Source organism: Nocardiopsis chromatogenes YIM 90109 (genome assembly GCF_000341185.1).
Classification (GTDB): Bacteria; Actinomycetota; Actinomycetes; order Streptosporangiales; family Streptosporangiaceae; genus Nocardiopsis_A; species Nocardiopsis_A chromatogenes.
Genome location: NZ_ANBH01000282.1, coordinates 1 through 24,691 on the forward strand (window position 1 = coordinate 1; position 24,691 = coordinate 24,691).

General features: G+C 70.9%; 16 protein-coding genes and 3 pseudogenes. 9 read left to right on the plus strand and 10 right to left on the minus strand.

All coding sequences use genetic code 11. The features are described from left to right. Positions 1-375: 375 nt before the first annotated feature. The 4 genes and pseudogenes from D476_RS0125510 (at position 376) to D476_RS39405 (ending at position 7,289) form a co-directional block, all read left to right on the plus strand. Positions 376-1,764 (plus strand): class II fumarate hydratase, encoded by a 1,389-nt coding sequence (locus D476_RS0125510; RefSeq protein ID WP_017626750.1) that lies wholly within the window; start codon positions 376-378, stop codon positions 1,762-1,764. 155 nt (positions 1,765-1,919) lie between these two features. Further along, the gene (locus D476_RS36725) at positions 1,920-5,018 is read left to right on the plus strand and encodes a DUF3427 domain-containing protein (protein ID WP_083939643.1); all 3,099 of its coding nucleotides are present in this window, start codon (positions 1,920-1,922) and stop codon (positions 5,016-5,018) included. A gap of 320 nt (positions 5,019-5,338) precedes the next feature. After that, positions 5,339-5,869, plus strand: a pseudogene (locus D476_RS39400) (serine/threonine-protein kinase); the annotation flags it as partial. 736 nt (positions 5,870-6,605) lie between these two features. Further along, positions 6,606-7,289 (plus strand): hypothetical protein, encoded by a 684-nt coding sequence (locus tag D476_RS39405; RefSeq protein WP_017626756.1) that lies wholly within the window; start codon positions 6,606-6,608, stop codon positions 7,287-7,289. Between the two features lie 89 nt (positions 7,290-7,378). Here the strand turns inward: D476_RS39405 and D476_RS0125545 are convergent, their stop codons facing one another. From D476_RS0125545 to D476_RS0125570, 6 genes are all read right to left on the minus strand, one after another. Beyond that, positions 7,379-8,038 carry an aggregation-promoting factor C-terminal-like domain-containing protein gene (locus D476_RS0125545; protein WP_017626757.1) on the minus strand — a complete coding sequence of 220 codons (660 nt, stop codon included), beginning with the start codon at positions 8,036-8,038 and terminating at the stop codon, positions 7,379-7,381. A 600-nt stretch (positions 8,039-8,638) separates the two neighbouring features. Next, positions 8,639-9,259, minus strand: a complete 621-nt coding sequence (locus tag D476_RS0125550; RefSeq protein WP_017626758.1) for a transglycosylase family protein — start codon at positions 9,257-9,259, stop codon at positions 8,639-8,641. A gap of 355 nt (positions 9,260-9,614) precedes the next feature. Further along, positions 9,615-11,198: an alkaline phosphatase D family protein gene (locus D476_RS0125555; RefSeq protein ID WP_017626759.1), complete on the minus strand. Its 1,584-nt coding sequence runs from the start codon at positions 11,196-11,198 to the stop codon at positions 9,615-9,617. 189 nt (positions 11,199-11,387) lie between these two features. Further along, positions 11,388-12,701, minus strand: coding sequence for a PhoH family protein (locus tag D476_RS0125560; protein ID WP_394296944.1), 1,314 nt, complete (start codon positions 12,699-12,701; stop codon positions 11,388-11,390). 288 nt (positions 12,702-12,989) lie between these two features. After that, a complete protein-coding gene (locus tag D476_RS0125565; RefSeq protein WP_017626761.1) occupies positions 12,990-13,751 on the minus strand; it encodes an isoprenyl transferase in 762 nt (253 codons plus the stop codon). 123 nt (positions 13,752-13,874) lie between these two features. Beyond that, on the minus strand, positions 13,875-14,471 hold the full coding sequence (locus D476_RS0125570; protein ID WP_017626762.1) for an RNA polymerase sigma factor: 597 nt from the start codon (positions 14,469-14,471) through the stop codon (positions 13,875-13,877). Positions 14,472-14,659: 188 nt separating this feature from the next. On the opposite strand from D476_RS0125570, the pseudogene D476_RS34540 reads away from it, so the two are divergent. After that, positions 14,660-16,056 (plus strand): annotated as a pseudogene (locus tag D476_RS34540) (serine/threonine-protein kinase). Positions 16,057-16,086: 30 nt separating this feature from the next. Here the strand turns inward: D476_RS34540 and D476_RS0125580 are convergent. The 4 genes and pseudogenes from D476_RS0125580 to D476_RS0125595 form a co-directional block, all read right to left on the minus strand. Then, complete coding sequence (locus D476_RS0125580; protein ID WP_017626763.1) at positions 16,087-16,740, minus strand: hypothetical protein; 654 nt, start codon at positions 16,738-16,740, stop codon at positions 16,087-16,089. A gap of 119 nt (positions 16,741-16,859) precedes the next feature. Next, positions 16,860-18,844, minus strand: a pseudogene (locus D476_RS34545) (thioredoxin domain-containing protein). A gap of 107 nt (positions 18,845-18,951) precedes the next feature. Continuing rightward, positions 18,952-19,344 (minus strand): hypothetical protein, encoded by a 393-nt coding sequence (locus D476_RS0125590; protein ID WP_017626765.1) that lies wholly within the window; start codon positions 19,342-19,344, stop codon positions 18,952-18,954. Further along, positions 19,344-19,595 carry a ribbon-helix-helix domain-containing protein gene (locus D476_RS0125595; protein WP_026123848.1) on the minus strand — a complete coding sequence of 84 codons (252 nt, stop codon included), beginning with the start codon at positions 19,593-19,595 and terminating at the stop codon, positions 19,344-19,346. The genes D476_RS0125590 and D476_RS0125595 overlap by 1 nt, the downstream gene beginning before the upstream one ends. Before the next feature lie 242 nt (positions 19,596-19,837). Between D476_RS0125595 and D476_RS0125600 the strand changes: the two genes are divergently transcribed. From D476_RS0125600 to D476_RS0125615, 4 genes are all read left to right on the plus strand, one after another. Continuing rightward, positions 19,838-21,517, plus strand: a complete 1,680-nt coding sequence (locus D476_RS0125600; protein ID WP_017626767.1) for an SLC13 family permease — start codon at positions 19,838-19,840, stop codon at positions 21,515-21,517. 71 nt (positions 21,518-21,588) lie between these two features. After that, positions 21,589-23,238 carry a sensor histidine kinase gene (locus tag D476_RS34550; protein WP_017626768.1) on the plus strand — a complete coding sequence of 550 codons (1,650 nt, stop codon included), beginning with the start codon at positions 21,589-21,591 and terminating at the stop codon, positions 23,236-23,238. Beyond that, positions 23,235-23,945, plus strand: coding sequence for a response regulator (locus tag D476_RS0125610; RefSeq protein ID WP_017626769.1), 711 nt, complete (start codon positions 23,235-23,237; stop codon positions 23,943-23,945). Before D476_RS34550 ends, D476_RS0125610 begins: the two co-directional genes overlap by 4 nt. Positions 23,946-24,091: 146 nt before the next feature. Then, positions 24,092-24,655 carry a Uma2 family endonuclease gene (locus tag D476_RS0125615; protein ID WP_017626770.1) on the plus strand — a complete coding sequence of 188 codons (564 nt, stop codon included), beginning with the start codon at positions 24,092-24,094 and terminating at the stop codon, positions 24,653-24,655. Positions 24,656-24,691 lie beyond the last annotated feature (36 nt).

The window sequence follows — 24,691 nt, forward strand, 5'->3', positions numbered from 1 at the left end:
CGCTGGCCTGACACAGCTTCCAGGACGCACCATACGACCACGGTAGAGAAGTGCGGTGAGCGCTCCCACTGGTTTTTCCGTCGGTCGTGCGGGGGCCCTGCCGACCGGTGGCGGGGCCTCCCAGGGGTCTCCCGCGGTCGCAACCCGGGCGCCGTGAACGTGAGGCCGTTCAGGGCCCTCCAGACCTGCGCAGGACTGCGGACGAGCCCGCGAGCGGGGAGCACACGTCCCCGACTTGGCAACCACCCTCCACGCCGACGTGACACCGCACACATCGCCCGAGGTCACACCCCGGCTGTGGCGGGGGCAGCCCCACCTCCCACCTCCACTTCTGGCAATCTTGGGGGCAGGTTTCCCTGGAGGTGTCTTTCAACGATGAGTGAGTTCCGCATCGAGCACGACTCGATGGGCGAGGTCCAGGTCCCCGCTAAGGCCAAGTGGCGGGCCCAGACCCAGCGCGCGGTGGAGAACTTCCCGATCTCCGGCCAGGGGCTGGAGGCCGCGAACATCGAGGCGCTCGGCCACATCAAGGCCGCCGCCGCCAAGGTCAACGCCGAGCTGGGGGTCATCTCCGACGAGCTCGGCAAGGCCATCCGCCAGGCGGCCCTGGAGGTCGCCGAGGGCAAGTGGAACGGCGAGTTCCCGATCGACGTGTTCCAGACGGGCTCGGGCACGTCGAGCAACATGAACAGCAACGAGGTCATCGCGACCCTCGCCAAGGACGCCACCGGGCTGGACGTGCACCCGAACGACCACGTCAACGCCTCGCAGTCGTCCAACGACGTGTACCCGTCGTCCATCCACATCGCGGCGACCTCCGCCGTGGTGAACGACCTCGTTCCGGCGCTGGAGCACCTGCAGGGCGAGCTGAACCGCAAGGCCGTGGAGTTCGCCGGGGTCGTCAAGAGCGGGCGCACGCACCTGATGGACGCCACCCCGGTGACGCTGGGGCAGGAGTTCTCGGGGTACGCGGCGCAGGTCGGGCACGGCATCGAGCGCCTGAAGGCGGCGCTGCCGCGCGTGGCGGAGCTGCCGCTGGGCGGCACCGCGGTGGGCACCGGCATCAACACGCCGGAGGGCTTCGCACCGCGCGTCATCGCCGAGATCGCCCAGGCCACCGGCCTGCCGCTGACCGAGGCGCGGGACCACTTCGAGGCCCAGGGGGCGCGCGACGCGCTGGTGGAGCTGTCGGGGCAGCTGCGGACGATCGCGGTGGGCTTCGCCAAGATCGCCAACGACATCCGCTGGATGGGCTCGGGGCCGCGCACGGGCCTGAGCGAGCTGCGCCTGCCGGACCTGCAGCCGGGGTCGTCGATCATGCCGGGCAAGGTGAACCCGGTGCTGTGCGAGGCGATGCTCCAGGTGTCGTCGCAGGTCGTGGGCAACGACGCGGCGGTGGCCTTCGGCGGCGCGAGCGGCAACTTCGAGCTGAACGTGCAGCTGCCGATGATCGCCCGGAACATCCTGGAGTCGGTGCGCCTGCTGGCCAACGTGTCCCGCGTCTTCGCCGACCGCTGCGTGGCCGGCCTGGAGGCCGACGAGGACCGCTGCCGGGAGTACGCGGAGTCGTCCCCGTCGATTGTGACCCCGCTGAACCGCTACATCGGCTACGAGGAGGCGGCCAAGGTCGCCAAGCAGGCCCTGGCCGAGCGCAAGACGATCCGCCAGGTGGTCATCGAGCGCGGGTACGTGAGTGACGGCAAGCTGACGGAGGCCCAGCTCGACGAGGCCCTCGACGTGTTGAAGATGACCAACGCGAAGTAGTCCTCCAGGAGATCGCGCACGGCCCTCGGTCATCAGACCGGGGGCCTTTCGGCTATGGCATCGATGCATAGCCACCTGGGCCGGACTGCAGGCGCAGCTCAATCTCCAGGAGGCTTCACATGCCTATTGGGCGATCTGCCGATACTGTCAGGTACATGAGCGACCTTTCCCCTGGTGTGTACGAACGACTGATCACGCGTGAGCTGCAGAGACGTCTGGCAGAGGTGGATGACGAACTCCAACAGCGCGGGAAGCTGAAGGATGTCGATGGCAAAGACCTACTGGTCAAGCACGTTGCTGAGCTGACCAAACGCGCGCTCTCCTTCGTCGACAAGAAGGACGACAGCTTCAAAGACCAGGTCCGTATCGTCAACAAACTTGGCGCGGTCCTCGCCGAAGCGACCGACGAGGCCGTAACCGAGGATGACCAGCTTGTCGATTCAGAGAATCCTCTCCTGAGCATTGCTCGTGAGGTGAACCCTGATGACAAAGGTGTTTTTCCCAAGCGCCCGGACATACCGTTTTCATCTAGTGCGCTGCTCGTCAACGGGCGCGACCAACCTCAAATCGGTCGAGAGGTTACAAAAGAACTCGACTCGGCAGACCGCGTCGATCTCCTTTGCGCTTTCATCAAATGGCATGGACTTCGCCTGATCGAACCACATCTGCGCACCTTTCTGGAGCGCGGAGGTCGGTTGCGAGTGATCACCACTACCTATATGGGCGCAACTGAGGTGCAGGCGGTCGATCGCCTTCAGGAACTTGGCGCCGAGATCGCTATTTCTTACGACACCAGGAGAACGCGGCTCCACGCTAAGGCTTGGCTTTTTCATCGCCACTCAGGCATGGACACTGCCTACGTCGGCTCGTCCAACTTGTCGCGTTCCGCCATGCTCGATGGCTTGGAGTGGAATGTTCGACTAGCTCGAGCCGAGCAGCCTCATCTCATCGACACTTTCGCTGCCACCTTCGAAGAATATTGGAATGACCCTTCATTTGAAAGGTACCTCCCAGAGCGAGATCGAGAGCGCCTTCGCACTGCACTCTCTCGTGCTGGACTGCGGGAAGACGACCAGGTCGATACTGTTGCAAATATCGACGTCACCCCCTTCCCCTACCAGGGAGAGATCCTCGAGGCCCTCGAGGCCGAGCGCGATGTGCATGACCGGTACCGCAACCTTGTCGTCATGGCCACTGGCACAGGAAAGACAATCGTTGCGGCGCTCGACTACGCACGGTTGAAAAAGTCAGGCAAAGTAAATTCTCTCCTCTTCGTCGCCCATCGCCAAGAAATCATCAAGCAGGCGCGCAAGAGGTTCCGCGAAGTCCTCAAGGATGGAGCATTTGGCGAGCTCCTTGTGGACGGAAACAGGCCGCAACATTGGCGGCACGTCTTTGCGTCAGTACAATCTCTCAAGAACCTCAAATCCCTCCCCAGCAATCACTTCGACATGATCATTGTCGATGAGTTCCATCACGCCGAAGCGCCCACCTACGCCCAACTTTTGGATCGCGTCACCCCAAATGTGCTCCTCGGGTTGACGGCAACTCCCGAGCGAACCGACGAGAAAAATATTCTTCATTGGTTCGATGATGGAAAGATCGCCGTTGAGTTGCGACTCTGGGAGGCTCTGGAACGCGGCCTACTCTCCCCCTTCCATTATTTTGGGATCCACGACGATGTCGACCTCAACGACATTCCGTGGCGACGGGGCGTTGGATACGATCTGGAGGCACTGAGTGAGCTATACGTCGACCTCGACTCTCGCGTAAACCTTATTGTTGAGGCCTTGCGTGAGAAGGTGGCAGATGTCTCGACCCTCAAAGCCGTCGGGTTCTGCGTCGGAGTTAAGCATGCAGAATATATGGCGCGGGAATTCGAAAAGCGAGGAATCCCAGCACGAGCAGTGACGGGGCAGCTCAGCACGCCTGATCGCGAGGCAGCGCTTCGCGACCTGAGAGACGGCCGCATCAAGGCCGTCTTCACCGTGGATTTGTTCAACGAAGGCGTTGACATTCCCGCGATCAACACTATTCTTTTTTTGCGCCCGACAGAGAGCGCCACCGTCTTCCTTCAGCAGTTGGGTCGTGGTCTGCGACTGACGGAGGATAAGCCAGTCCTGACCGTGCTCGACTTCGTTGGCCACCAGCGAAAGGAATTCAGGTTCGATAAGCGCTTCACCGCCCTGACAGGGATTTCACGAGAGGACCTGAAGGCCGAGGTTGAAGCCGAGTTTCCCACGCTCCCTGCCGGATGCTCGATCGACCTAGACCGCGAAGTCAGCAAAATTGTCCTCGACAATATCAAACAAGCCCTTAAATTTAGGATCAAGGACGCTGCGGCCGACCTCAAAGGCATGGGCCGAGTACACCTCTCCGACTACCTCAGTCGTTCTGGTAGAGAGCTCAAGGACCTCTACGGACCAAACCGTGGTGGCTGGGCTGGCCTTCTTCGCGAGGCAGGTCTAGACACAAGAGAGGTGCCCGACAGGAATGATGATCAGGCGCTGGCACGATCCTTCGGACGCATGCTCCACCTGGATGATACTGAGCGAATCAACTTCATCAGGGACATTCTTACGTCCCCCGAACCACCAAGGCAGCTGGACGGCGATCTCCACAACAGTCGCCTCCTGGCAATGTTTCATGGTTTGATCGACGGAAATCAGCGACTCTCCGCCATGGAAGCCAACATGGCGAGGTTGTGGGTGAACGATGCCCGTCGCGAAGAATTGCTCGAGATAACAGACGTGTTGGACGAACAAATCCATCGAGTAACTCCCCCCGTGGAAGCCATATCTCATCTCCCTCTCCGTCTACACGCGAGCTACAATAGAAACGAAGTCCTGCGCGCGTTTGGAGTTGACTTTACTCGCTCCGCGGTCGAGGGCGTTCGGTGGATTGAAGAAGAGAAATCCGATGTCTTCTTCGTGACCATCGACAAGTCAGACCGAACCTTTAAACCAACAACGATGTATCACGATCGAGCCATCACTCCGACTCAGTTTCAGTGGGAATCTCAGAGTAGAACCCGAGAGTCGTCACCTACGGGACAACGTTATATTAACCATGTTGAACGAGGAGTCACGGTTCATCTGTTCATTCGGCCCAACAAGGGCGCGCCAGCCTATTTGTATGCAGGCCCGATGACGTACGTCAGCCATGAGGGTGAGCTCCCCATGCGCATCTTGTGGAACCTTGACCACGCACTTCCCTCTGATGTCTTTCATTACGCAAAGGTCAACGCTGGCTGAGACCCCATCGTCACAGACGTCCGACGTACAGTGAGCACCCAGCAGCGCATGCGCTGGGTGCCCCCGCCATGCCGCCCGGGCTGGCTCTCGGCAGGACCAACATCCGACGACCTGGCCAGGCCGTGGCGCCCCCAGAAGGCCCGATCCGGACAGGGGAGGGTACCGCCCTCTGGGCCTGTCCGGTGTGGCTGGTTAGTAGTCTGCTTGCACGATCGCTAACGTTATCTCCCCCTTGAGAGGCCTCACTGATGTCCACGGATGAGGGCGCCCGTGTCGTGATGGGGCGCTACCGGTTGGACAAGGAGCTGGGCCGCGGCGGTATGGGTATCGTCTGGAACGCCTGGGACACCCAGCTCCAGCGGGCCGTGGCCGTCAAGGAGATCCTCCTCCCCGCTCACCTGTCCGACAACGAGCGCGCCGAGGCTCGTGCGCGTGTGTTGCGGGAGGCGCAGAGTGCCGCCCGGGTCCCGCACCCCTCCATCGTCACCGTGCACGACGTCTTCGACTTCGAGGACAACCCGTGGGTGGTCATGGAGCTCATCCCCGGGCACTCCCTCGACCAGGAACTCGCGGAGAACGGGCCCCTTCCGCCCTCGCGGGCGGCCGCACTCGCCGCCGCGCTGATCGAAGGGCTCAAGTCCGCCCACGAGGCCGGCGTCGTCCACCGCGACATCAAGCCCGGCAACGTCATGGTCTGCGAGAGCGGCCGCGTCGTCATCACCGACTTCGGTATCGCCACCATGGAGGGCGGCGCCTCCATCACCGCCACCGGCGCGCTCATCGGGTCGCCCGAGTACATGCCGCCCGAGCGCCTGCTGGGCGAGGCCGCCACCCCCGCCGGGGACCTGTGGAGCGCCGGGGTCACCCTCTACCAGGCCGTGGAGGGCTCCTCGCCGTTCCGCCGGGGCACGATCACCGCGTCCATCTCGGCGGGCGTCTCCGACCCGCCGCCGGNGGCTCCTGGAGCGCGACCCCGCGCACCGTTTGGGGCCCGGCGCCGCCCTGGAGCTGCTGCGCTCGGCCTCCGGGCCGGGTCCGGGGACCGGGCCGTCCGCCGCGTTCGATCCCGGGCCCCGTGCCCCGGAGGGGGCCGCCCCGGGGCCGGTGGGCGGAACCCCGGCCGGGGGCGTGCCTGCCGAGATGGGGACGGGCGGGCCCGGTCCGGGCGTCGGGCCCGGACCTGGGCCTGGGACCCCGGCCGGGGGCGTGCCCGGCGACATGGGCATGGGCGGGCACGGGCCTGGGACTCCGGCCGGTGGGGTACCCGCGGAGATGGGGATGGGCGGACCGGGTGGGCCCGGGGCCGTGCCCACCGGTGGTACGCCCTCGCATGGGATGCCTCCGGGGCCGCAAGGCCAGCAAGGACCGCAGGGGCCGCAGGGGCCCAGTGGGGGCTGGCCCTCCCCCGCGGCGGCCGGGCCACCCCCTGGTCCCCCTGGGCCTCCGCCCGGTCCCGGTCCCGGCCCCGGATATCCGCCGCCCGGCGGGCCGCCTCCCGGGCAGCCCGCCTACGCGGCCGCCGGTCCTCCCCCGCAGGCGCCGAAGAAGTCGGGGAGCAAGACGCCCCTCGTCCTCGGCATCGGCTGCGTGGTGCTCGTCCTCCTCCTGCTGGGCGGGTGCGGTGCGTTCATCGCCGTCATCAACAGCGCGGAGAGCAACAGCGCCGGGCCCGACTCCGGCGGCTCCGAGAGCGGCGACTCGGCCGACACCGAAGCGCGGGAGGACCCACCGGACACCGGTGGCTCCGACGGCGGGGACACCGGGCAGGCCGAAGGCGTCCCCACCGACTTCGACACCTACTACGGCGACCGCTTCAGCGTCGACTACCCCTCGGGCTGGACCCTCGACGACAGCGAGATGGCCTCCGACGGCACCGGAACGGTCACCATGGCCGACTCCACCGGCGAGCGGCGCTTCATGATGGCCACCTGGGACCTGGAGGGCGACCAGGGCAGCCTGGAGCGCCTGGAGGCCAACGACGAGACCTTCAAGTCCTCCGGCGACTACGAGAACTACCGCACCGACGAGATCCGGGAGCTGAGGGAGGACGAGTACCCCTTCCTCTGGGACTCCGACTACGACGCGGCCGTCGTCGTCAACCGCTACACCGGCAACGACTGGGACACCCCGGAGCGCTTCCTGACCGAGTACTCCGTCCAGCACGGCGGCCAGGGCTTCACCCTGTCCCTGAACGTCCCCGAGGAGGAGGCGGACGCCTACGCGCCCGTCCTGCAGCACTCCTTCGACAGTTGGTTCTTCCTGTCGGTCTGAGGGACGGCGCGGGGACGCGACATCAGGACACAAAGATGGGCCCCTCCGGACATCCGTCCGGAGGGGCCCATCCGTCCGTCCACGTCCCTCTAGTACCAGCCGTTGGCCTGCGAGTGCGACCAGGCCTCACACGGCGAGCCGTAGCGGTCCTGGATGTAGCCCAGCCCCCACTCGATCTGCGTGGCCGGGTTGGTCTGCCAGTCCGACCCCGCCGTGGCCATCTTCGAGCCGGGGAGCGCCTGCGGAATCCCGTACGCACCCGAACTCGGGTTCTGCGCCGACGGGTTCCAGTTGCTCTCCTTCTCCCACAGCGGCTCCAGGCACCCGCTGAACTGGTCCGAGCTCCAGCCGAAGTCGCCCAGCATGGCCTTGGCGATGCCCTTGGGGTCGCCGCTGGGAGGCGCGGAGCCGCCGTCGTCTCCGTCGTCGGGCTCCTTCTCCTCCTCCTTCTTCTCCGGCGCGGCGGTGCCGGATGCGCCCGCGGCGGCGTTCGCGTCCTCCACGCGCTCCTTGGCCTCCTGGCGCGCCGAGGCGCGCTGCTCGTCGGAGACCTCCTCGACGTCGGAGAAGAACTCCTGCTCGCTCTGGGACTCCGCCTTCGGCGCGTCCTGAGGGAGAGCCGCGCTCGCCGCCTGCTCGGGGGAGGCACCGCTGTCGGCGAATGCGGAGACACCGAAGGCGGCTCCCGCCACCACGGTGGCGCATCCGACCGCGGCGGCCGCGCGCAGCGAGATCCGGTTCGTCAGCAAAAATCGCCCTTTCGCCAGTCGCGCGTCGGCGAGCGCGCGCGATCGACCGATGCCCCGGGCACAGGTTGGAATCGGAAAGGGCGGCTCAGAGGGGAACGTCGCCGACCGCCCTCGCCTCTGGGGTCCGCGCGGCGGTCCATCGGGGACACCCGCTCTCGGGTGCGTGCCGCGCAGGGCTCCGGGGGCTCCTTGTGGGGCGGGCGGTCGGGGGACCACCCGCATCGTCACGGAACAATAACAGCAAATCCCGACATGTCCACCCCGGGGAACGGGGTGGGAACCGCGGAACAGGGGGATGCGGGGGTACGGGGGGCTGATGCGAGCGGATGTGACATGGGCCCCTTGCGGGGCCCAAACGCCGGGCTCAGGGAACGCCGCCTCGCCGGCGGAGGCGCCGCCTAGGACGTGTTCCTCGGAGGCTTTTCGATCAGCGAGCGGCCGTCGCCCCTACTGCGCCGGCTTCGCCAAGGTGGCGCAGCGGGGGCCCGGGGCGCTCGCATGCCGGGGCGCGACGTCCATCATGGTCGGCTGTCCGGGCGCCCCGGTGCAGTGAGCGCCGTTCTGGTGGTCGCGAGCCGACAATGATCCGAGAGACACGCCCTAGTCGAACAGGTGGCGCCCGCACTCGGGCCACTGGCTCTGCCAGTTGCCCCCCACGGCGTCGTACAGCATCTTGGCGCGCATCGTCTGCTCGCTCGACGGCGCCTCGGCCGGGCTCCCGCTGCCGCCCACCGACTGCCAGGTCGACATGGAGAACTGGTACAGGCCGTAGTAGCCGCCCGCCTCGTTCACCGCCGAGGGGTTGCCCCCCGACTCGCACTGGGCCAGCGCGGGCCAGTTGAGCGAGTCGGCGTCGGCGCTGGTGTCGCCGCCCGCGCCGCCCCCGGAGTCGGACGAGCCCTCCTCGGAGGACTCCTCCTCGGGCTCCTCCTCCTTCTTCTCCGGCGCGGCGACGCCGGTGGCGCCCGCCGCGGAGTCCGCCTCGTCGATGCGGTTCTCAGCCTCCTCGCGCGCGGACGCGCGCTGCTCGTCGGAGACGCCCTCGACACCGGCGAAGAAGTCCTCGCCGCCGGCCTGCGGCGGCGGCTGCACGGCGGCGCCGGTCACCTGCCCGGTGTCGGCCCCGGCGAAGTAGACGGTCCCGGCGAACAGGGCGCCCGCGGTCAGGCCCGCGGCGCCGATGCCCGCGGCCAGGCGGGGGGAGATGCGGTTGAGAAGCACGAGTGGGCCTTCCGTCAGAAGTGCGCGCGACCCGAGGTCGGGGGCTGGGGCGGGGCGACGGACGCCTCCGCCGCCGGGCGCGCGCCCGGGGGCTCCTGGTTACGATCCGTCCCTAACCCTGCCGTATGCCGCGATGGCCGGACACCGGTTCCGGCGTGACCTCGGTCACACTACATCGCGTCACGGCGTTCACCGCCGCCACCTGGGTCCCGATCCGTTGCGTGATCCGTTCGGGGGCTCCGGCGGCCCGGCCGCTCCGGTCGGCCGCCACCGGCGCCCCCGATCTTAGGACATGCGGGCACCGCCCGTGGGGATGTCCGAAACCCGTGTCCGGCCTCTGCGTGCCGGGTCCGGGTCAGGCCTGCCCGGGGTCGAGCTCGGTGGACCAGAGCGCGTCCCCGTTCGCGTCGCGCAGGTGCACCGTCATCCGCTTGCTCTCCGGGTCCACCTCCACCTCGCCGAAGTGCTGGAAGCCGTCCAGCGGCGAGGTGTTGGGCTCCGGCGGCGCCTGCACGAACACCTCCTCGGGCCCGAAGGTGGGGTCCAGCTCGTTGGGCCCGAACGCCCCGGCGTGCAGCGGCCCGGACACGAACTCCCAGAACGGGGTGAACTCCGAGGAGCTCGCCCGGTCCGGCGAGTAGTGGTGGGCGGCCGTGTAGTGCACGTCGGCGGTGACCCACACGGTCCCGTCCACCCCGGCGCGGTGCAGGCCGTGCAGCACCCGCTCGATCTCCGGCTCGCGCCCGGCGGGCGCCCCCGGACGCCCGTTGGCGACGGCCTCGATGGCGTCGCCGTCGGGCACGATGAGCCCCAGCGGCATGTCGGAGGCGATCACCTTCCACGTGGCCGTGGAGCGCGGCACCTCCCGCAGCAGCCAGTCGGCCTGCCTCCGGCCGAGGATCGCCTCGTGCGGCGCGGTCCCGTCGGAGTTGGGGTCCCGGTAGGGGCGCATGTCGATGACGAACACGTCCACGTCCGGGCCCAGCGACAGGCGCCGGTAGATGCGCCCGTCCACCGCCTCCCGCCGCATGATGGGCTGCCACTCGTGGAAGGCGCGGTGGGCGCGGGCCGCCAGCCGGTCCACCGACGTCTCGGTGTACCGGTCGTCGTCCAGGATCTCCCCCGGGTACCAGTTGTTGGTGACCTCGTGGTCGTCCCACTGCACGATCTGCGGCACCCGCGCGGCGAACGCCCGCAGGTTGTCGTCGAGCAGGTTGTAGGCATACTGGCCGCGGAACTCCGCCAGGGTCTCGGCCACTTTGGACTTGGCCTCGCTGGTGACGTTGCGCCAGATCCGCCCGTCGGGCAGTTCGACCCGCTCCTCCAGCGGCCCGTCGGCGTAGCAGGTGTCCCCGCTGTGGATGAAGAAGTCGGGGTCGCGGTCGGCCATCGCCGCGAAGATCGGCATCCCGCCGATGTCGGGGTTGATCCCGTACCCCTGCCCGGCGACGTCGCCCGACCACAGGAGCCGCACCGGGCGGCCGCCGCCGGGGGTGCGGAACGACCCGGTCACCGGCTCGCTGCTGTACCTGCCGGACTCGGCGCGCACTCTGACGTGCACCTCGGTCCCCGGCTCCAGGCCGTCGACGCGCACCCTCCCGGTGCCGTCCGAGGCGGGGGTGAGCATCGGCCCGCGGACCTTCTCGGCGTCGGCGAAGTCCGGCCGGGTGGCCACCTCCACCACCATGCGGGCGGGCCGGTCGGTGCGGGCCCACACCACCGCGCCGTCGGGCCGCGGGTCTCCGAGCTGGATGCCGTGCGTCAGCTTCGGGCGGTTCTTGCCCTGGGCGAAGGCGGGGGCGCCGCCGACCAGCGACGCGCCCAGGGCGGTGCCGCCGAGCAGGGCGCCGCCGCCGAGCACCGACCGGCGGGAGGGCGCGGCCCGCCCGGAGGGCTGCGAGGGGTCGGGGGTGTCGGGGGATTCGGGGGACGGTGCCATGGAACGCGGCTCCTCGGGCTCGGTGACAGGCGCGGCAGGGCGCCGCGGCGCCCCTTCAGTCCGCGTTCTACCTGCCCGCCTGGTCCCGGACCGGAACGGGTGGGGAAGGAGGGGTGAACGCGCGCGTGCCCGCCGGAGCCGGGCTCCGGCGGGCACGCGCTCACCGGCCGCGCGGGCCGGTGCGGAGCCTCAGCCCTCCAGCATCTCGGTGACCAGGGCGGCGATCGGGGACCGCTCGGACCGGTTCAGCGTGATGTGCGAGAACAGGGGGTGCCCCTTGAGCTTCTCGATCACCGCGACGACGCCGTCGTAGCGGCCCACCCGCAGGTTGTCGCGCTGGGCGATGTCGTGGGTGAGGACCACGCGGGAGTTCTCCCCCAGCCGGGACAGCACGGTGAGCAGCACCCCGCGCTCCAGGGACTGGGCCTCGTCGACGATGACGAACGCGTCGTGCAGCGAGCGCCCGCGGATGTGGGTGAGCGGCAGGACCTCCAGCATGCCCCGGTCCACGACCTCGTCGATGACGTCCTGGCTGGTGACGGCGGACAGGGTGTCGTGCACCGCCTGCCCCCAGGGGGTCATCTTCTCGTTCTCGGTGCCCGGCAGGTAGCCCAGCTCCTGGCCGCCGACCGCGTACACCGGGCGGAAGACCATCACCTTGCGGTACAGGCCGCGCTCCAGGACCGCCTCCAGCCCCGCGCACAGGGCCAGGGCCGACTTGCCGGTCCCGGCGCGCCCGCCCAGCGAGACGATGCCCACCGAGGGGTCGCTGAGCAGGTCGAGCGCGATGCGCTGCTCGGCGCTGCGGCCGTGCAGGCCGAAGACGTCCCGGTCGCCCTTGACCACCTTGACCGACTTGTCCGGCAGCACCCGGCCCAGCGCCTTCCCGCGCTCGGAGACCAGCACCAGGCCCGTGTGGCAGGGGAGGTCGCGGGCGGCCTCGACCTCGGCGGTGCCGTCCTCGAAGAGGGCGGCGACCTCGTGCCCGGGGACCTCCAGCTCGGCCATGCCCGTCCAGCCGTGCTCGATGGCGAGCTCGGCCCGGTACTCGTCGGCGCTCAGGCCGATCGACGACGCCTTGATCCGCATCGGCAGGTCCTTGCTGACCAGCACGGTGGCCCCGGTGCCGGCCATGCCCGACTCCTCGTCGAGGTTGCGGGCCACCGTCAGGATGCGGGTGTCGTTGTCGCCGAGCCGGAAACCGGCCGGGAGCACGGTCGGGTCGCTGTGGTTGAGCTCCACGCGGAGGGTGCCGCCCGACTCGTTCACCGGGACGTCGGCGTCCAGGCGTCCGTACTCGACGCGCAGGTCGTCGAGGCGGCGCAGGGCCTCCCGGGCGAAGTAGCCGAGTTCGGGGTGGTGACGCTTGCTCTCCAGCTCGGAGATCACCACGACGGGAAGCACCACTTCGTGCTCGGCGAACCTGGTCATCGCCGCGGGGTCGGCCAGCAGGACGCTGGTGTCGAGCACGTAGGTGCGCCGGGTGGTCGAGGAACTAGCCACTCGTTCTCCCCTTGGGCGCCGCGGGGGCGCCCGTCTCTCACGGGATTCCTGGGACCGGGACCGACCCCCGCGACGGGCCGGGACCGGCCCGCGTCGTGGTGAGCTCCTCGTGGGAACAGGACCTCGGACAGCAGGGGCCTCCCGCAGCGGACGGATGCGCACCGTCCACTGGTTCCGACGGTACCCGGCAGACTCCAAAGAGCAAGACCCCCAGGTGACACGGCATGTGAACACCGGGTGAAGCGGCTTTCACCCTCTCCTTGCGGTGGGTGCGGGGTGGGGGCCGGCTCAGCCGCCGTACCGTCGGTTCCGCGCGCCGAAGGAGCGGAGCGCGCGCAGGAAGTCCACCCTGCGGAAGGCAGGCCAGAAGACCTCGCAGAAGTAGAACTCCGAGTGCGCGCTCTGCCAGAGCAGGAAGCCGGAGAGGCGCTGCTCTCCCGAGGTCCGGATGAGCAGGTCCGGGTCGGGCTGGCCGCGGGTGTAGAGGTGCTCGGCGATGTGGTCCAGATCGAGTCGCTCGGCGAGCTCCTCGATCGTGGTGCCCTTGGCGGCCTCCTCGTGGAGGAGGGACCGCACCGCATCGGCGATCTCACGCCTACCCCCATACCCGACGGCCACATTCACAATCAGCCCGGGATTGCCGGATGTGGCCGCACCCGCCTCTTTCATCACACGGGCGGTCGTATCGGGCAGCAGGTCCAGGGCGCCGAGCGGGTTGACCCGCCACCCCTCGCGCCGCAGCCGCTCGACGGTGCCCTCGATGATGCGCAGCAGCGGCTCCAGCTCCTCGCGGGCGCGGCCGAGGTTGTCGGTGGAGAGCATCCACAGGGTGACCACCTGTACGCCCCGCTCGCTGCACCAGCCCAGCAGGTCGAAGATCTTCTCGGCCCCGGCCTCGTGGCCGCGCGCGACGTCGCCGAGCCGTCCGGCCTTGGCCCATCTGCGGTTGCCGTCCAGGATGACGCCGACGTGGCGCGGGGTCTCGGCGTCGCCGAGCTTGCGCTCCAGGCGCCGCTCGTAGAGCCAGTACAGGGGGTCTCGGAGCCCCATGGGACGCAACCTTTCGCCGCTGGAAGCAAGGCAGGGGTGACGGCCCCGCGGCACCGGCGGCGCCCACGGCGCGGCCCGGTGCGCGGGGGTGGATTGCCTTCCAGGGTAGGGCGCTTTACCCGCTCACGTCACGGCGAGCGCCCTGCGCACGTGCTTGCGCCCCTCGTGGATGCGCGACTTGACGGTGCCCAGGGCGATGTCGAGCTCCCCTGCGATCTCGTTGTAGTCCATCTGGCACAGGTCCCGCAGGACCAGGGGGGCGACCAGGTTGGGGCGCTCCTTCTCCAGCCGGTCCAGCGCCTCCAGCAGGTCGATGCGCGATCCGGCGATGACGCTGGTGGTGCGGGGGTCGCGCTGGTGGGGGATGCGGTCCGCCTCGGTCGGCAGCTCTCCGGCGCGCCGCTTCATCGACCGGTAGGTCTGCCGGGCGGAGTTGGAGACGACGGTGTACAGCCAGGTCGTGAAGAGCGAGTCGCCCTTGAACCCGGAGATGTTGCGCGCGACGCGAAGGAGTGCGTCCTGACAGGCCTCCTCGGCGTCCTGGCGGTAGGGCAGGAACCGCGCACAGCGGCGCAGCACCTCCGGCTGGATGCGGCGCAGCAGCTCCTCCAGCGCGGACTCGTCTCCGTCGCGGGCGCGTCGGGCCAGCTCCTCGACGGCCTCGTCGACCTTCGCGGCGCTCCGCCGGGGGGCGGCGGTGCCCTTGTCGGTATTACCCACGGCTCTCAGCTCCTTGCTCCGAGGGCGGCGCTCCGGGCGGTGCGCCGTCCCCTGCTACTCCCTTACACGCGCACCCCCCGCTACGAGGTTCACATTCCACTCTGACGCGTAGGTGCCCCCATCGGCTCCCGCCGAAGCGGGCCGGGCACGCCAGGTTTGCCGGGGTGCGGTCTGGTAAAGCAGTAGCTGTGGCGCAACCGGACACCTTCGGCCGATATCGGGTCGTTCGCAGGCTGGGTTCCGGCTCGTTCGCGACCGTGTGGCTGGCCCACGACGACCTGCTCGACACCCCCGTCGCGGTGAAGGTCCTCGCCGAGAACTGGGCCCACCAGCTGGACGTGCACCAGCGCTTCGTCGAAGAGGCGCGGATCCTGCGCCAGGCCGATTCGGCCTGGCTGGTGCGGGTGCACGACCTCGACGTGCTCGCCGACGAGCGGCCCTTCATGGTGATGGCCTACGCCGACCAGGGCAGCGTGGCCGACCTGGTCGCCCGCGGGCCGCTCCCGCTGGACGAGGCCCTGCGGCTGCTGACCGAGATCGGCCAGGGCGTGACCGCCCTGCACCGGCACGGCACCATCCACCGCGACATCAAGCCCTCCAACGTGCTGCTGCAGTCCTCGCCCGTGGGCCAGCGGGTGCTCGTGGCCGACCTGGGGTTCGCCAAGAGCATCGACGGGGCCTCCGGGTTCACCGCGGCGGCGGGCACCCCCGGCTACATGTCGCCGGAGCAGTCGCAGCCCGGCGGCGACATCGACGTGCGCGCCGACGTGTACTCGCTGGGCGCGGTCGCCTACGAGCTGGTCACGGGGCGGCGGCCGCCGCCCCCGCCGGTGCGGGGGCCGCCGCGGCGGGGGGGGGCNCGCGGCGGGTGCGGCCGGGCACCCCGCGCGCGCTGGACGAGCTGATCATGGCGGCGCTGTCGGAGGACCGGGCGTCCCGCCCGGCCGACGCCCAGACCTTCACCGACCGGGTCCGCGCCATCCGGATGGAGCGGGACCTGCCCGAGGGGGTGCCGTGGATGCTGCGGCACGGCGCGGCGGTGCGCCGCACCGCGGGCACGGCGGCGGTCGCGGCGGTGCTGGCCGCGTGCAGCCCGGCGGCGGCCGCCGCGCCGGGGCTGACGTTCGGCCGGGTCAGCGACACGACCGGGGCGGTGAGCGTGGCCGTGCCCGTGGAGTGGGCCGACGAGCTGCAGCCCAACGGGTGGTCGCCGCGGCAGCTGGGGCTGGTCGGCGGGCACGAGCCGGGGCTGCTGGCGGCCACCGACACCGACGCCTGGCACGACGGCGGCGGTACGGCGGGGGTGTTCGCGGGGCTGCTGAGCCGCTCGGCGCCCGGTCCTGAGCTGGAGGAGATCATCGACGCGGGGCCGTGCCCGGGGGAGCCGCGGCGGCGCGAATACGCGGACGCCTACTGGGGCGGCGAGGTGTGGGAGTGGGACTCCTGCCCGGGGCCGTCGTCGTTCGCGGCCGCGGCGGTGCGCCCGAACGGCGGCGGCCCGGTGCTCTACCTGGAGGTACGCCAGCCGTCCCCGCGCCCCGACATCGTCGACCAGGTGATCGCCGGGACGCGCGTTCCGGCGTGAGCCGGGGGCCGGGCGGCGCGGCCGTGCCGCTCAGGGCGTGTACCGGGACAGGTCCATGGAACGGGCGATGCGGTCGTAGTCGGCGGCCGGGTCGACGATCGCGACGTCGAGGGCCACGTCCGCGTCGGGGACCAGCCACAGCCGGGTCTCGAACGGGGCGCCGCCCTCGCACTTGAGCCGCCAGGCGGTCTGCTCGACCCGCTCGCCGCTGACGAGCTCGAAGTCCTCTCCCTTCTCCCACTTCACCAGGGCCGGGACGGCCGAGCCCACCTGGCCCACCGAGCCGGGGCACACCACGTTGGGGCGCTTCCAGCCGGTGTCGGAGCCCAGGTCGTCGCGGCTGACGCTGCCCCCGTCGCTGACGTTGAACCGAAGCCGCATGGCCGCGGGCGGGCAGGGCAGCGGCCCGTCCCCCTGGCCGTGCTCCCCTCCGGCCTCCTCGGCGGCGGCGGGCGGGGCCAGGCAGCCGTCCGAGCCGAGCGCCAGCCAGCCCTCGGGCAGCACCAGGTTGATGTCGTTGACCACGTGCAGGCCGTCGCCCTTGCGCAGGGGGAACCCGTCCTCGGCGGAGGCCGCCGGGCGGGCCGGGCCCGGCCTCAGGTGCACCTGGCCGGTGCATCCGGCCAGCGCCGCCGCCAGCACCAGGACAAGCGGCGCGGCCAAGGGCACCGCCCGTCTGCCCATCGCGCTCCCCTCCGCGCTCCCCGTGGCGGGCCGCCGCTCGGCCCTCCTCCGACTGTGGATGCCCGATGTCACGGCACGGCCGCCCGGCCGCCGCGCGTCGCGGCCGGATCCGGCCAACGTCAGGGCACGAGCCGCCCCCGTAGGGCCGCGGCGTCGCGCACCGGCAGGTCGCAGGTGAAGCCGCGGCACACGTAGGCGGCGGGGCCGCCGCCGATGAGCGGGCGCCCGGCCAGCAGCGGCACCGGCGCGTCCGCGGGGTCCTCGGGGGCGTCCCCTCCCCCGGGCGCCACGGCGGTGCCGAACGGCGCGGCCATCAGGGCGGTGCGGTGCAGCTCGCGGGTGGCCTCGGTGCCCTCGGGGCCGACGACGGCCACCTCCAGGGGGCCGCTGAGCAGGGTCTCGGTGACGGCGAGCCCCCACCCGGCGAACCGCGGCGCCTTGGCGGCCAGCGGCACCACCGGCCCCAGCGCGCTCTCGGCGGCGCGCCGGTGCCGCTGGGAGCCGGTGAGGCCGGAATAGGTCAGCAGCGCACCGGCGGCGGCGAAGCAGCCGGAGGGGACGGCGTTGTCGGTGGGGTCCTGGGGCCGGTTGATGAGCGCCTCGGCGTCGTCGGCGGTGTCGTAGAAGGCGCCGGAGGCGTCGGTGAACCGGTCCAGGACGGTGTCGAGCAGCCGCCCGGCCGCGGCGGTCCACTCCTGTTCGCCGGTGACCGCGAACAGCGCGAGGAAGCCCTCGGCGGCGTCGGCGTAGTCCTCCAGGACGCCCGCGCTCGCGCCGACGGCACCGTCCCGGGAGGTGCGGGCGATGCGGCCGCCGTCCATGTGCACGTCGGCCAGGAGCCGGGCGGCGGTGCGGGCGCGCTCTACGAGGTCGGGGCGGTCCAGCAGGGCGCCGGCCTCGGCCAGGGCGGCCACGGCCAGCCCGTTCCATGCGGCGACCACCTTGTCGTCGCGGGCCGGGGGGACCCGCCGCGCGCGCTCGGCCAGCAGGGTGCGGCGCACCCGTTCGAAGCGCTCGGGGTCGTCGGGGTCCTCGGGCAGGCGCAGGACGGAGGTGCCGTGCTCGAAGGTGCCCTCGCCGGTGACGCCGAAGACCCCGGCGGCCCACGCCCCGTCGTCGGGGCCGAGCACCCGCTCCAGCTCGGCGGGGGTCCACACGTAGTAGCGGCCCTCCTCGCCCTCGCTGTCGGCGTCCAGCGCGGAGGCGAAGCCGCCTTGGGGGGTGAGCAGGTCGGCGACCATCCAGTCGGCGGTGCCCAGGGCGGTGCGGCGGGCGAGCGGGTCGCCGGTCTCGCGCCACAGCCGCAGGTAGGCGCGGAGCAGCAGCGCGTTGTCGTAGAGCATCTTCTCGAAGTGCGGCACGGTCCAGTCGGCGTCCACCGAGTAGCGGGGGGAGCCGCCGCCNCGCCGCGGGCCATGGCCTCGGCGGTGGTGCGGGCCATCAGCAGCGCGCGTTCGTCGCCGGTGCGGCGGTGGTGCGCGAGCAGGAAGGTGAAGAGCATGGACGGCGGGAACTTGGGGGCGCCGCCGAATCCGCCGCGCCGGGCGTCGAAGTCGCGGGCCAGGCCCTCCACCGCGGCGGCGGCCTCGTCTGCGCCGGGCACCTGTCCTTCACCGAGGGTGCGCGGGGCGGCCAGCGCCTCGACCACCCGGCGGCCCTGGTCGAGCACGCCGTCGCGCTCCTCGCGCCAGACGCGGGACACGGCCTCCAGGAGCCGGTTGAAGTGCTCGCGCGGGAAGTAGGTGCCGCAGTAGAAGGGGGCGCCGTCGGGGGTGAGGAAGGCCGTCATGGGCCAGCCGCCCTGGCCGGTCATGGCCTGGACGGCCTCCATGTAGACGGCGTCGACGTCGGGCCGCTCCTCGCGGTCGACCTTGACGTTGACGAAGCCGTCGTTCATCCGCTCGGCGGTGGCCGCGTCCTCGAAGGACTCGTGCGCCATGACGTGGCACCAGTGGCAGGCGGCGTAGCCCACCGACAGCAGCACCGGCACGTCCCGGCGACGGGCCTCGGCGAAGGCCTCCTCGCCCCAGGGGCGCCAGTGCACGGGGTTGTCGGCGTGCTGAAGCAGATAGGGGCTGGTCGCATCGGCCAAGCGGTTGGACATGTCCCCACTCTGCCCCACGGCACGGACGCCATGCACGGCGGGCGGGCCGCGGCTCCCCCGGCAAGGACTCGTGGGCCAGGGCTCCGACCGCTGCAAAGGCGCGCGTCTCAGACCTTGACGACCCCGACGCCTGGGCCGCACAGCAGCGTCAAGTCCTCTGGGTCCGAGGCCGCCAGCGTCACCGGCGCCGCCGAGGTACGGGCCAGGGCGGCGAGGACCGCATCGATGGCGTACTTGTGCCCGCGCAGCCGGTGCGCGCGCAGGAGGGTCGCAGCCTCATCCATGACAGCCCGAGTGACCTCGTGGACATCGACACGGGAGAGGACCCAGGCGATCCTGGCGGGGTGGACGCGCTCATCGTCGGCTTCCAGGACGGTCATCACCGTGGTCCCCACCCGAGCCCCCTCCCGCCGGGCGGCCTCGACCAGGGCCACCACCCCGCGGTCCTTTCGGTAGAGCTTGCTCAGCCCTTCACAATCGAGGACTACCGTGCCGGGCATCAGACCGCGTTCCGGCTGTCCGCGTGCCCATCATGGCGCAGCACCGCCCGGGCCGCCTCGACCTCCTGGTCCATGAGTGGACCGTTATCCGCCTCGAAGTCCGCGACGATCTCCCCTAGCCGGTCCATCGCGATCCGGTGCTCGATGGCCTCGGCCACGAAGGCGGAGAAGCCCCCCGGCCCCACCCGGGCACGCACGGTCTCCGCGAGCTCCTCAGGCAGACTCACCGAATATTTCTTGCTACCACTCATGCCACCAATACTACCGGCTTTACTACTGACCTGCCATGAGTTCGGCGGCGCCGGCGGCGCCCGCCGCGGTGGGCCGGTCGGCCGCCCGCGTCACGCGCGGCCGCGCTCCGAGGACGCAAAGTCCCTCGTCAGGGTCCTGTGACCGTTAGGAACAAAAGAGCGACACCCGTGGTGGTCCATGTCACCTTGTCCGGGCACCCCGATGACCGGCCGATGGCCGGAACGTTACGGAAGGGACCTCGATGGCAACCACGGAGGACCGGGCGCCCGAGAGCCGGATGCGGCGATCCGCGGGGCCACGACCCGGCGCCGACGAACGGCACCTGCCCAACATGCGCGTCTGGATCGGCCGGCTGCTCGGGCCGGGCCTGGCCTTGTCGGCCTACTTTCTGATCCCGGCCGACCCCGGCCTGTCCGGAGCGGCCCGCGCCTCGCTCGCCGTGGCGATCCTGGTCGCCGTCTGGTGGATGACCGAGGCCCTGCCGCTGGCCGCGACCTCGCTGGTACCCCTGGTCGCGCTGCCGCTGCTCGGCGTCCTCCCGTCCGGTGACGCCGCGGCCGCCTACGGCCACCCGATCGTCTTCCTCTTCCTGGGCGGCTTCGTCATCGCCCTGGCCATGCAGAAGTGGAACCTGCACAAGCGCATCGCGCTGCTGACCATGCGGGCGATCGGCACCAAGCCGCGCCAGCTGCTGCTCGGCGTGATGACCGCGACCTGGTTCCTGTCCATGTGGGTGAGCAACACCGCCACCACCATGATGATGCTGCCCATCGGCGTCAGCGTGCTGGCGATGGTCGCCGCGGCCCGGAGCGCGCGGACCGCGCCGCAGGGCGACGGGGCCGCGGCGGCGTCCGGTACCGGCGCTGAGGCCGGGGCCGGTGCTCGGGCCGACGCCGGGAGCCGCGCCGAGGAGGACCCGGTGGCGGCCCTGTCCGCCGACAAGGACACCAAGAACTTCTCCGTCGCGATGATGCTGGGCATCGCCTTCGCCGCCACCATCGGCGGCCTGGCCACCCTGATCGGCAGCCCGCCGAACCTCATCATGAGCGGCATCATGGAGGAGTCCTACGGCGTCCACATCGGCTTCGCCGACTGGATGAAGCTGGGCGTGCCGCTCTCGGCCGTCTTCCTCATCACCGCCTGGGCGTTCCTGACCCGCGTCGCCTACCCGACCCGGCTCGGCGACGTGATGGGCGGCAAGCAGGTCATCCAGGAGGAGCTGGACGGGCTCGGCCCGATGTCGCGCGGCGAGTGGACCGTCCTGGCCGTGTTCGTCTCCACCGCACTGCTGTGGGTCTTCAAGGACCAGCTCAGCGGGTGGGGCGCGCTGACCTCCGCGCTCCCCTTCATCGCGAACCTCGACGACACCACCATCGCCCTGGCCGCCGCGCTCGCCCTCTTCCTCATCCCCGTGTCGGCGAAGAAGGGCGTGGCCGCCATGGACTGGCGGACCGCGCAGAACGGCGTCCCCTGGGGTGTGCTGCTGCTCTTCGGCGGCGGCCTGTGCCTGGCCAAGGCCGTTCAGGACACGGGGCTCTCGGAATGGATCGGCGGCAAGATGGGCGGCCTGGGCGCACTGCCCGTCATCCTGCTGGTCGCCGCCGTCTGCCTGATCATCCTGCTGCTCACCGAGCTCACCAGCAACACCGCGACGGCCACCACCTTCCTGCCGGTGCTCGCCGCGGTCGCCGTGGGCATCGGCGTCGACCCGATGCTGCTGATGGTCCCCGCCGCGTTGGCCGCCACCTGCAGCTTCATGCTCCCGGTCGGCACCCCGCCGAACGCGATCGTGTTCGGCTCCGGGTATGTGACGATGCCGCAGATGATCCGGGCCGGGCTGTGGCTGAACCTGATCGGCGTCGTCCTGATCACGGCGATGAGCATGCTGCTCGGCGGCTGGGCCCTGGGCATCACGATGTGACCGCGGGCCCTGCGGCCCGGCCGGGCCCCGCCCCTCCCGCGCCGCCGCCCCCGACCTGTGAGAATGGCACCATGCGCAAGCGGATGAGCCTGGCGCGACAGCTCTTCGTACTGCAGCTCGCGGTGTTCCTCTCACTGGTCGGGACGGCGGCGGTGCTGGTCTTCCTGGAGGTGCGCCGGGACACCCACGAGCATGCCGCGCTCCAGGTGCGCGCCCTGGCCTCCGCGCTGGCCGAGCTGCCCGAGGTCCGTACCGCGCTGAAGGGCCCCGACCCGTCGGCCGAACTGCAGCCGCTCGCCGAATCCGTGGGCGAGGCGGCCGGAACCGACTTCATCGTCTTCATGGCCCCCGACCGGACCCGCTACACCCACCCCGACCCGGAGCGCATCGGCGAACCCTTCGTCGGGACGGTCGCCCCCGCGCTGGAGGGCCGCACCTTCACCGAGAGCTACGCGGGGACGCTGGGCCCCTCGGTCCGCGCGGTGACGCCCATCCGCGGCGAGGACGGCCAAGTGGAGGCGCTGGTGTCCATCGGGATCCTCCAGGAGCGGATCGGCAGCGAGGTCCAGCGCCGCCTGTACCCGGTCGTCGCCGTCTCCGCCGCCGCGCTGCTGGTCGCCGCCGCGGGCTCGTACGCGATCAGCCGGCGTCTGGACCGGCAGACCCTGGGCCTGGGCGCCGCGGAGATCACCCGCATGTACGAGCACCACGACGCCGTCCTGCGCACCGTCCGCGAGGGCCTGCTGATCGTCAGCCCGCGCGGCGAGCTGGTGCTCGCCAACGACCAGGCGCGCGAACTGCTCGGCCTGGGCGCCGACGCCGAGGGCCGCCGGGTCGGCGACCTCGGCCTGCGGCCCCCGCTCGACGGGCTGCTCGCCTCCGGGGAACCCGCCGACGACCGGTTGTGCGCCTACGGCGACCGGGTGCTCGTCGCCCGCCAGGAGCGCATCGAGAAGGACGGCCGCCCGCTGGGCACCGTCACCACCCTGCGCGACCACACCGAGCTGGAGGCGCTGGCCGGTGAGCTGGACTCGGTGCGCGGCTTCACCGAGGCGCTGCGCGCCCAGGCGCACGAGTCCGCGAACCGCCTGCACACCGTGGTCACCATGGTCGAACTCGGCCAGACCGAGCGCGCCGTGGAGTTCGCCACCGTCGAACTGGCCTCCGCCCAGCAGCTCGCCGACCGGCTGACCGAGGCGGTGGAGGAGCCCGCCCTGGCCGCGCTGCTGCTCGGCAAGGCGGCCCAGGCCGCCGAGAAGGGCGTGGAGCTGGTGGTCACCGAGGACACCGCGGTCACCGAGTGCGCGATCGCGGCCCGCGACCTGGTCACCCTGGTCGGGAACCTGGTGGACAACGCCATCGACGCGGCGCTGGCCGCCGAACCGCCCCGACGGGTCACGGTGACCGCGCGCGGCGATGGGGGCGGCGGCCTGCTGGTCCGGGTGGCCGACAGCGGCCGCGGCGTGGGCGGCGCGCACCTGGACTCCATCTTCACCCGCGGCTGGACCACCAAGTCCGCCGCCGGGGCGCGGGGCCAGGGCCTGGGCCTCGCCCTGGTCAAGCAGGTGATCGACCGGTACGGGGGCGAGGCCGAGGTGGAGTCGGGCGACGGCGCGGTGTTCACCGTGCGGTTGCGTCCGCAGGAGGCCCCCCGAGCATCGGGCGGGCCGGACGGGCAGAGCGGGCCGGACGACCGGCCGAACCGGGAAGAAGACGCATGACCAGCGGTGAAGACAGGATCAGAGCGCTCATCGTCGAGGACGACCCGCAGATCGCCGACGCGCACGCGCAGTACGTCGAGCGGGTCCCCGGCTTCACCGCCGCGGGCGTGGTGCACCGGGGCGCCGAGGCACTGGACTTCCTGGACCGGCACCCCGTCGACCTCGTCCTGTTGGACTTCTACCTGCCCGACATGACCGGCCTGGACGTCTGCCGCACCCTGCGCGCCCGCGGCCACCTCACCGACATCATCGCCATCACCTCGGCGCGCGATGTGGGCACCGTCCGCTCGGTGCTGGTTTACGGCGTGGTGCAGTACCTGCTGAAGCCGTTCAGCTTCGCCGCCTTCCGCGACAAGCTGGAACGCTACGCCGAATACCGGGGCCACCTCCTCGACCGCGGCGGGACCGCCGCCCAACAGGACCTGGACCGGGCGTTCGGTGCGCTGCGCGGCAGCATCGGCGGCCCGCTCCCGAAGGGGATGAGCAACCCGACCCTCTCCGCCGTGGTGGACCTGCTCCGCGGACTCGACCCGGACGGCATCACGGCCGCCGAGGCCGGGAACCGCCTGGGCATGGCCCGCGTCACCGCCCGCCGCTACCTGGAGCACCTCGCCGACCAGGCCCTCGTGGAGCGCCGCCCGCGCTACGGCGGCCAGGGCCGTCCGGAGAACATCTACCACTGGAACGGCCCGCCGTCTCCGGACTGAGGCGGACCCGTACACGGATCACGCCCCGCTGCGAACGGGGGCGCGGCTGCGGGCGCGGCAGGTACCGGCAGGGATGCGGGAGCGGCAGTACGCTGGACCGAGCAGTGCTGGGCCTGACGGTAACCGCCGGTCGAGGGAGGTACGCCATGGGCGCGGAGATGGCCCCTGCGTGGATGCACTCGCAGATCAGCGCGGAGGAGTACGACTCCTGGTCCGAGGAGCAGTGCGCGGGCATCGAGATCGTGGACGGGATGGTCGTCGTGAGTCCGAGCGCGTCCAAGCGGCACAACCGGCCGGCCCGGATCCTGGCCAACGCGCTGGACGACGCGGCGGGCCCGGACTGGAACGCCGACACGGACTTCGACATCCGCCTCCAAGACGTGCCACTGACCAACCGCCGCCCTGATGTCGCCGTCTACCGGGCGGACACCCTCGATGTCACGCCCACGCGCCCCGAACACCTGCTCCTCGTCGTCGAGGTCGTCTCCCCCGGCTCGGAGACCACGGACCGGGTCGTGAAGGTGAGCCAGTACGCCGAGTCCGGCATCCCCTTCTACTGGCGGATCGAGCACCCGGCGACCGGCGTCCCCATCACCTACACCTACATCCTCGACCCGGCGATGAAGGCGTACAGGGAGGGCGAGATGTTCACCGGCGCGATCAAGGCGTCCGTCCCCTTCCCCGTCACCGTCGACCTGTCGGCCGTCTGAGGTACAGGGTCGAGCGAGAAGCCTCCTCCCCACCGG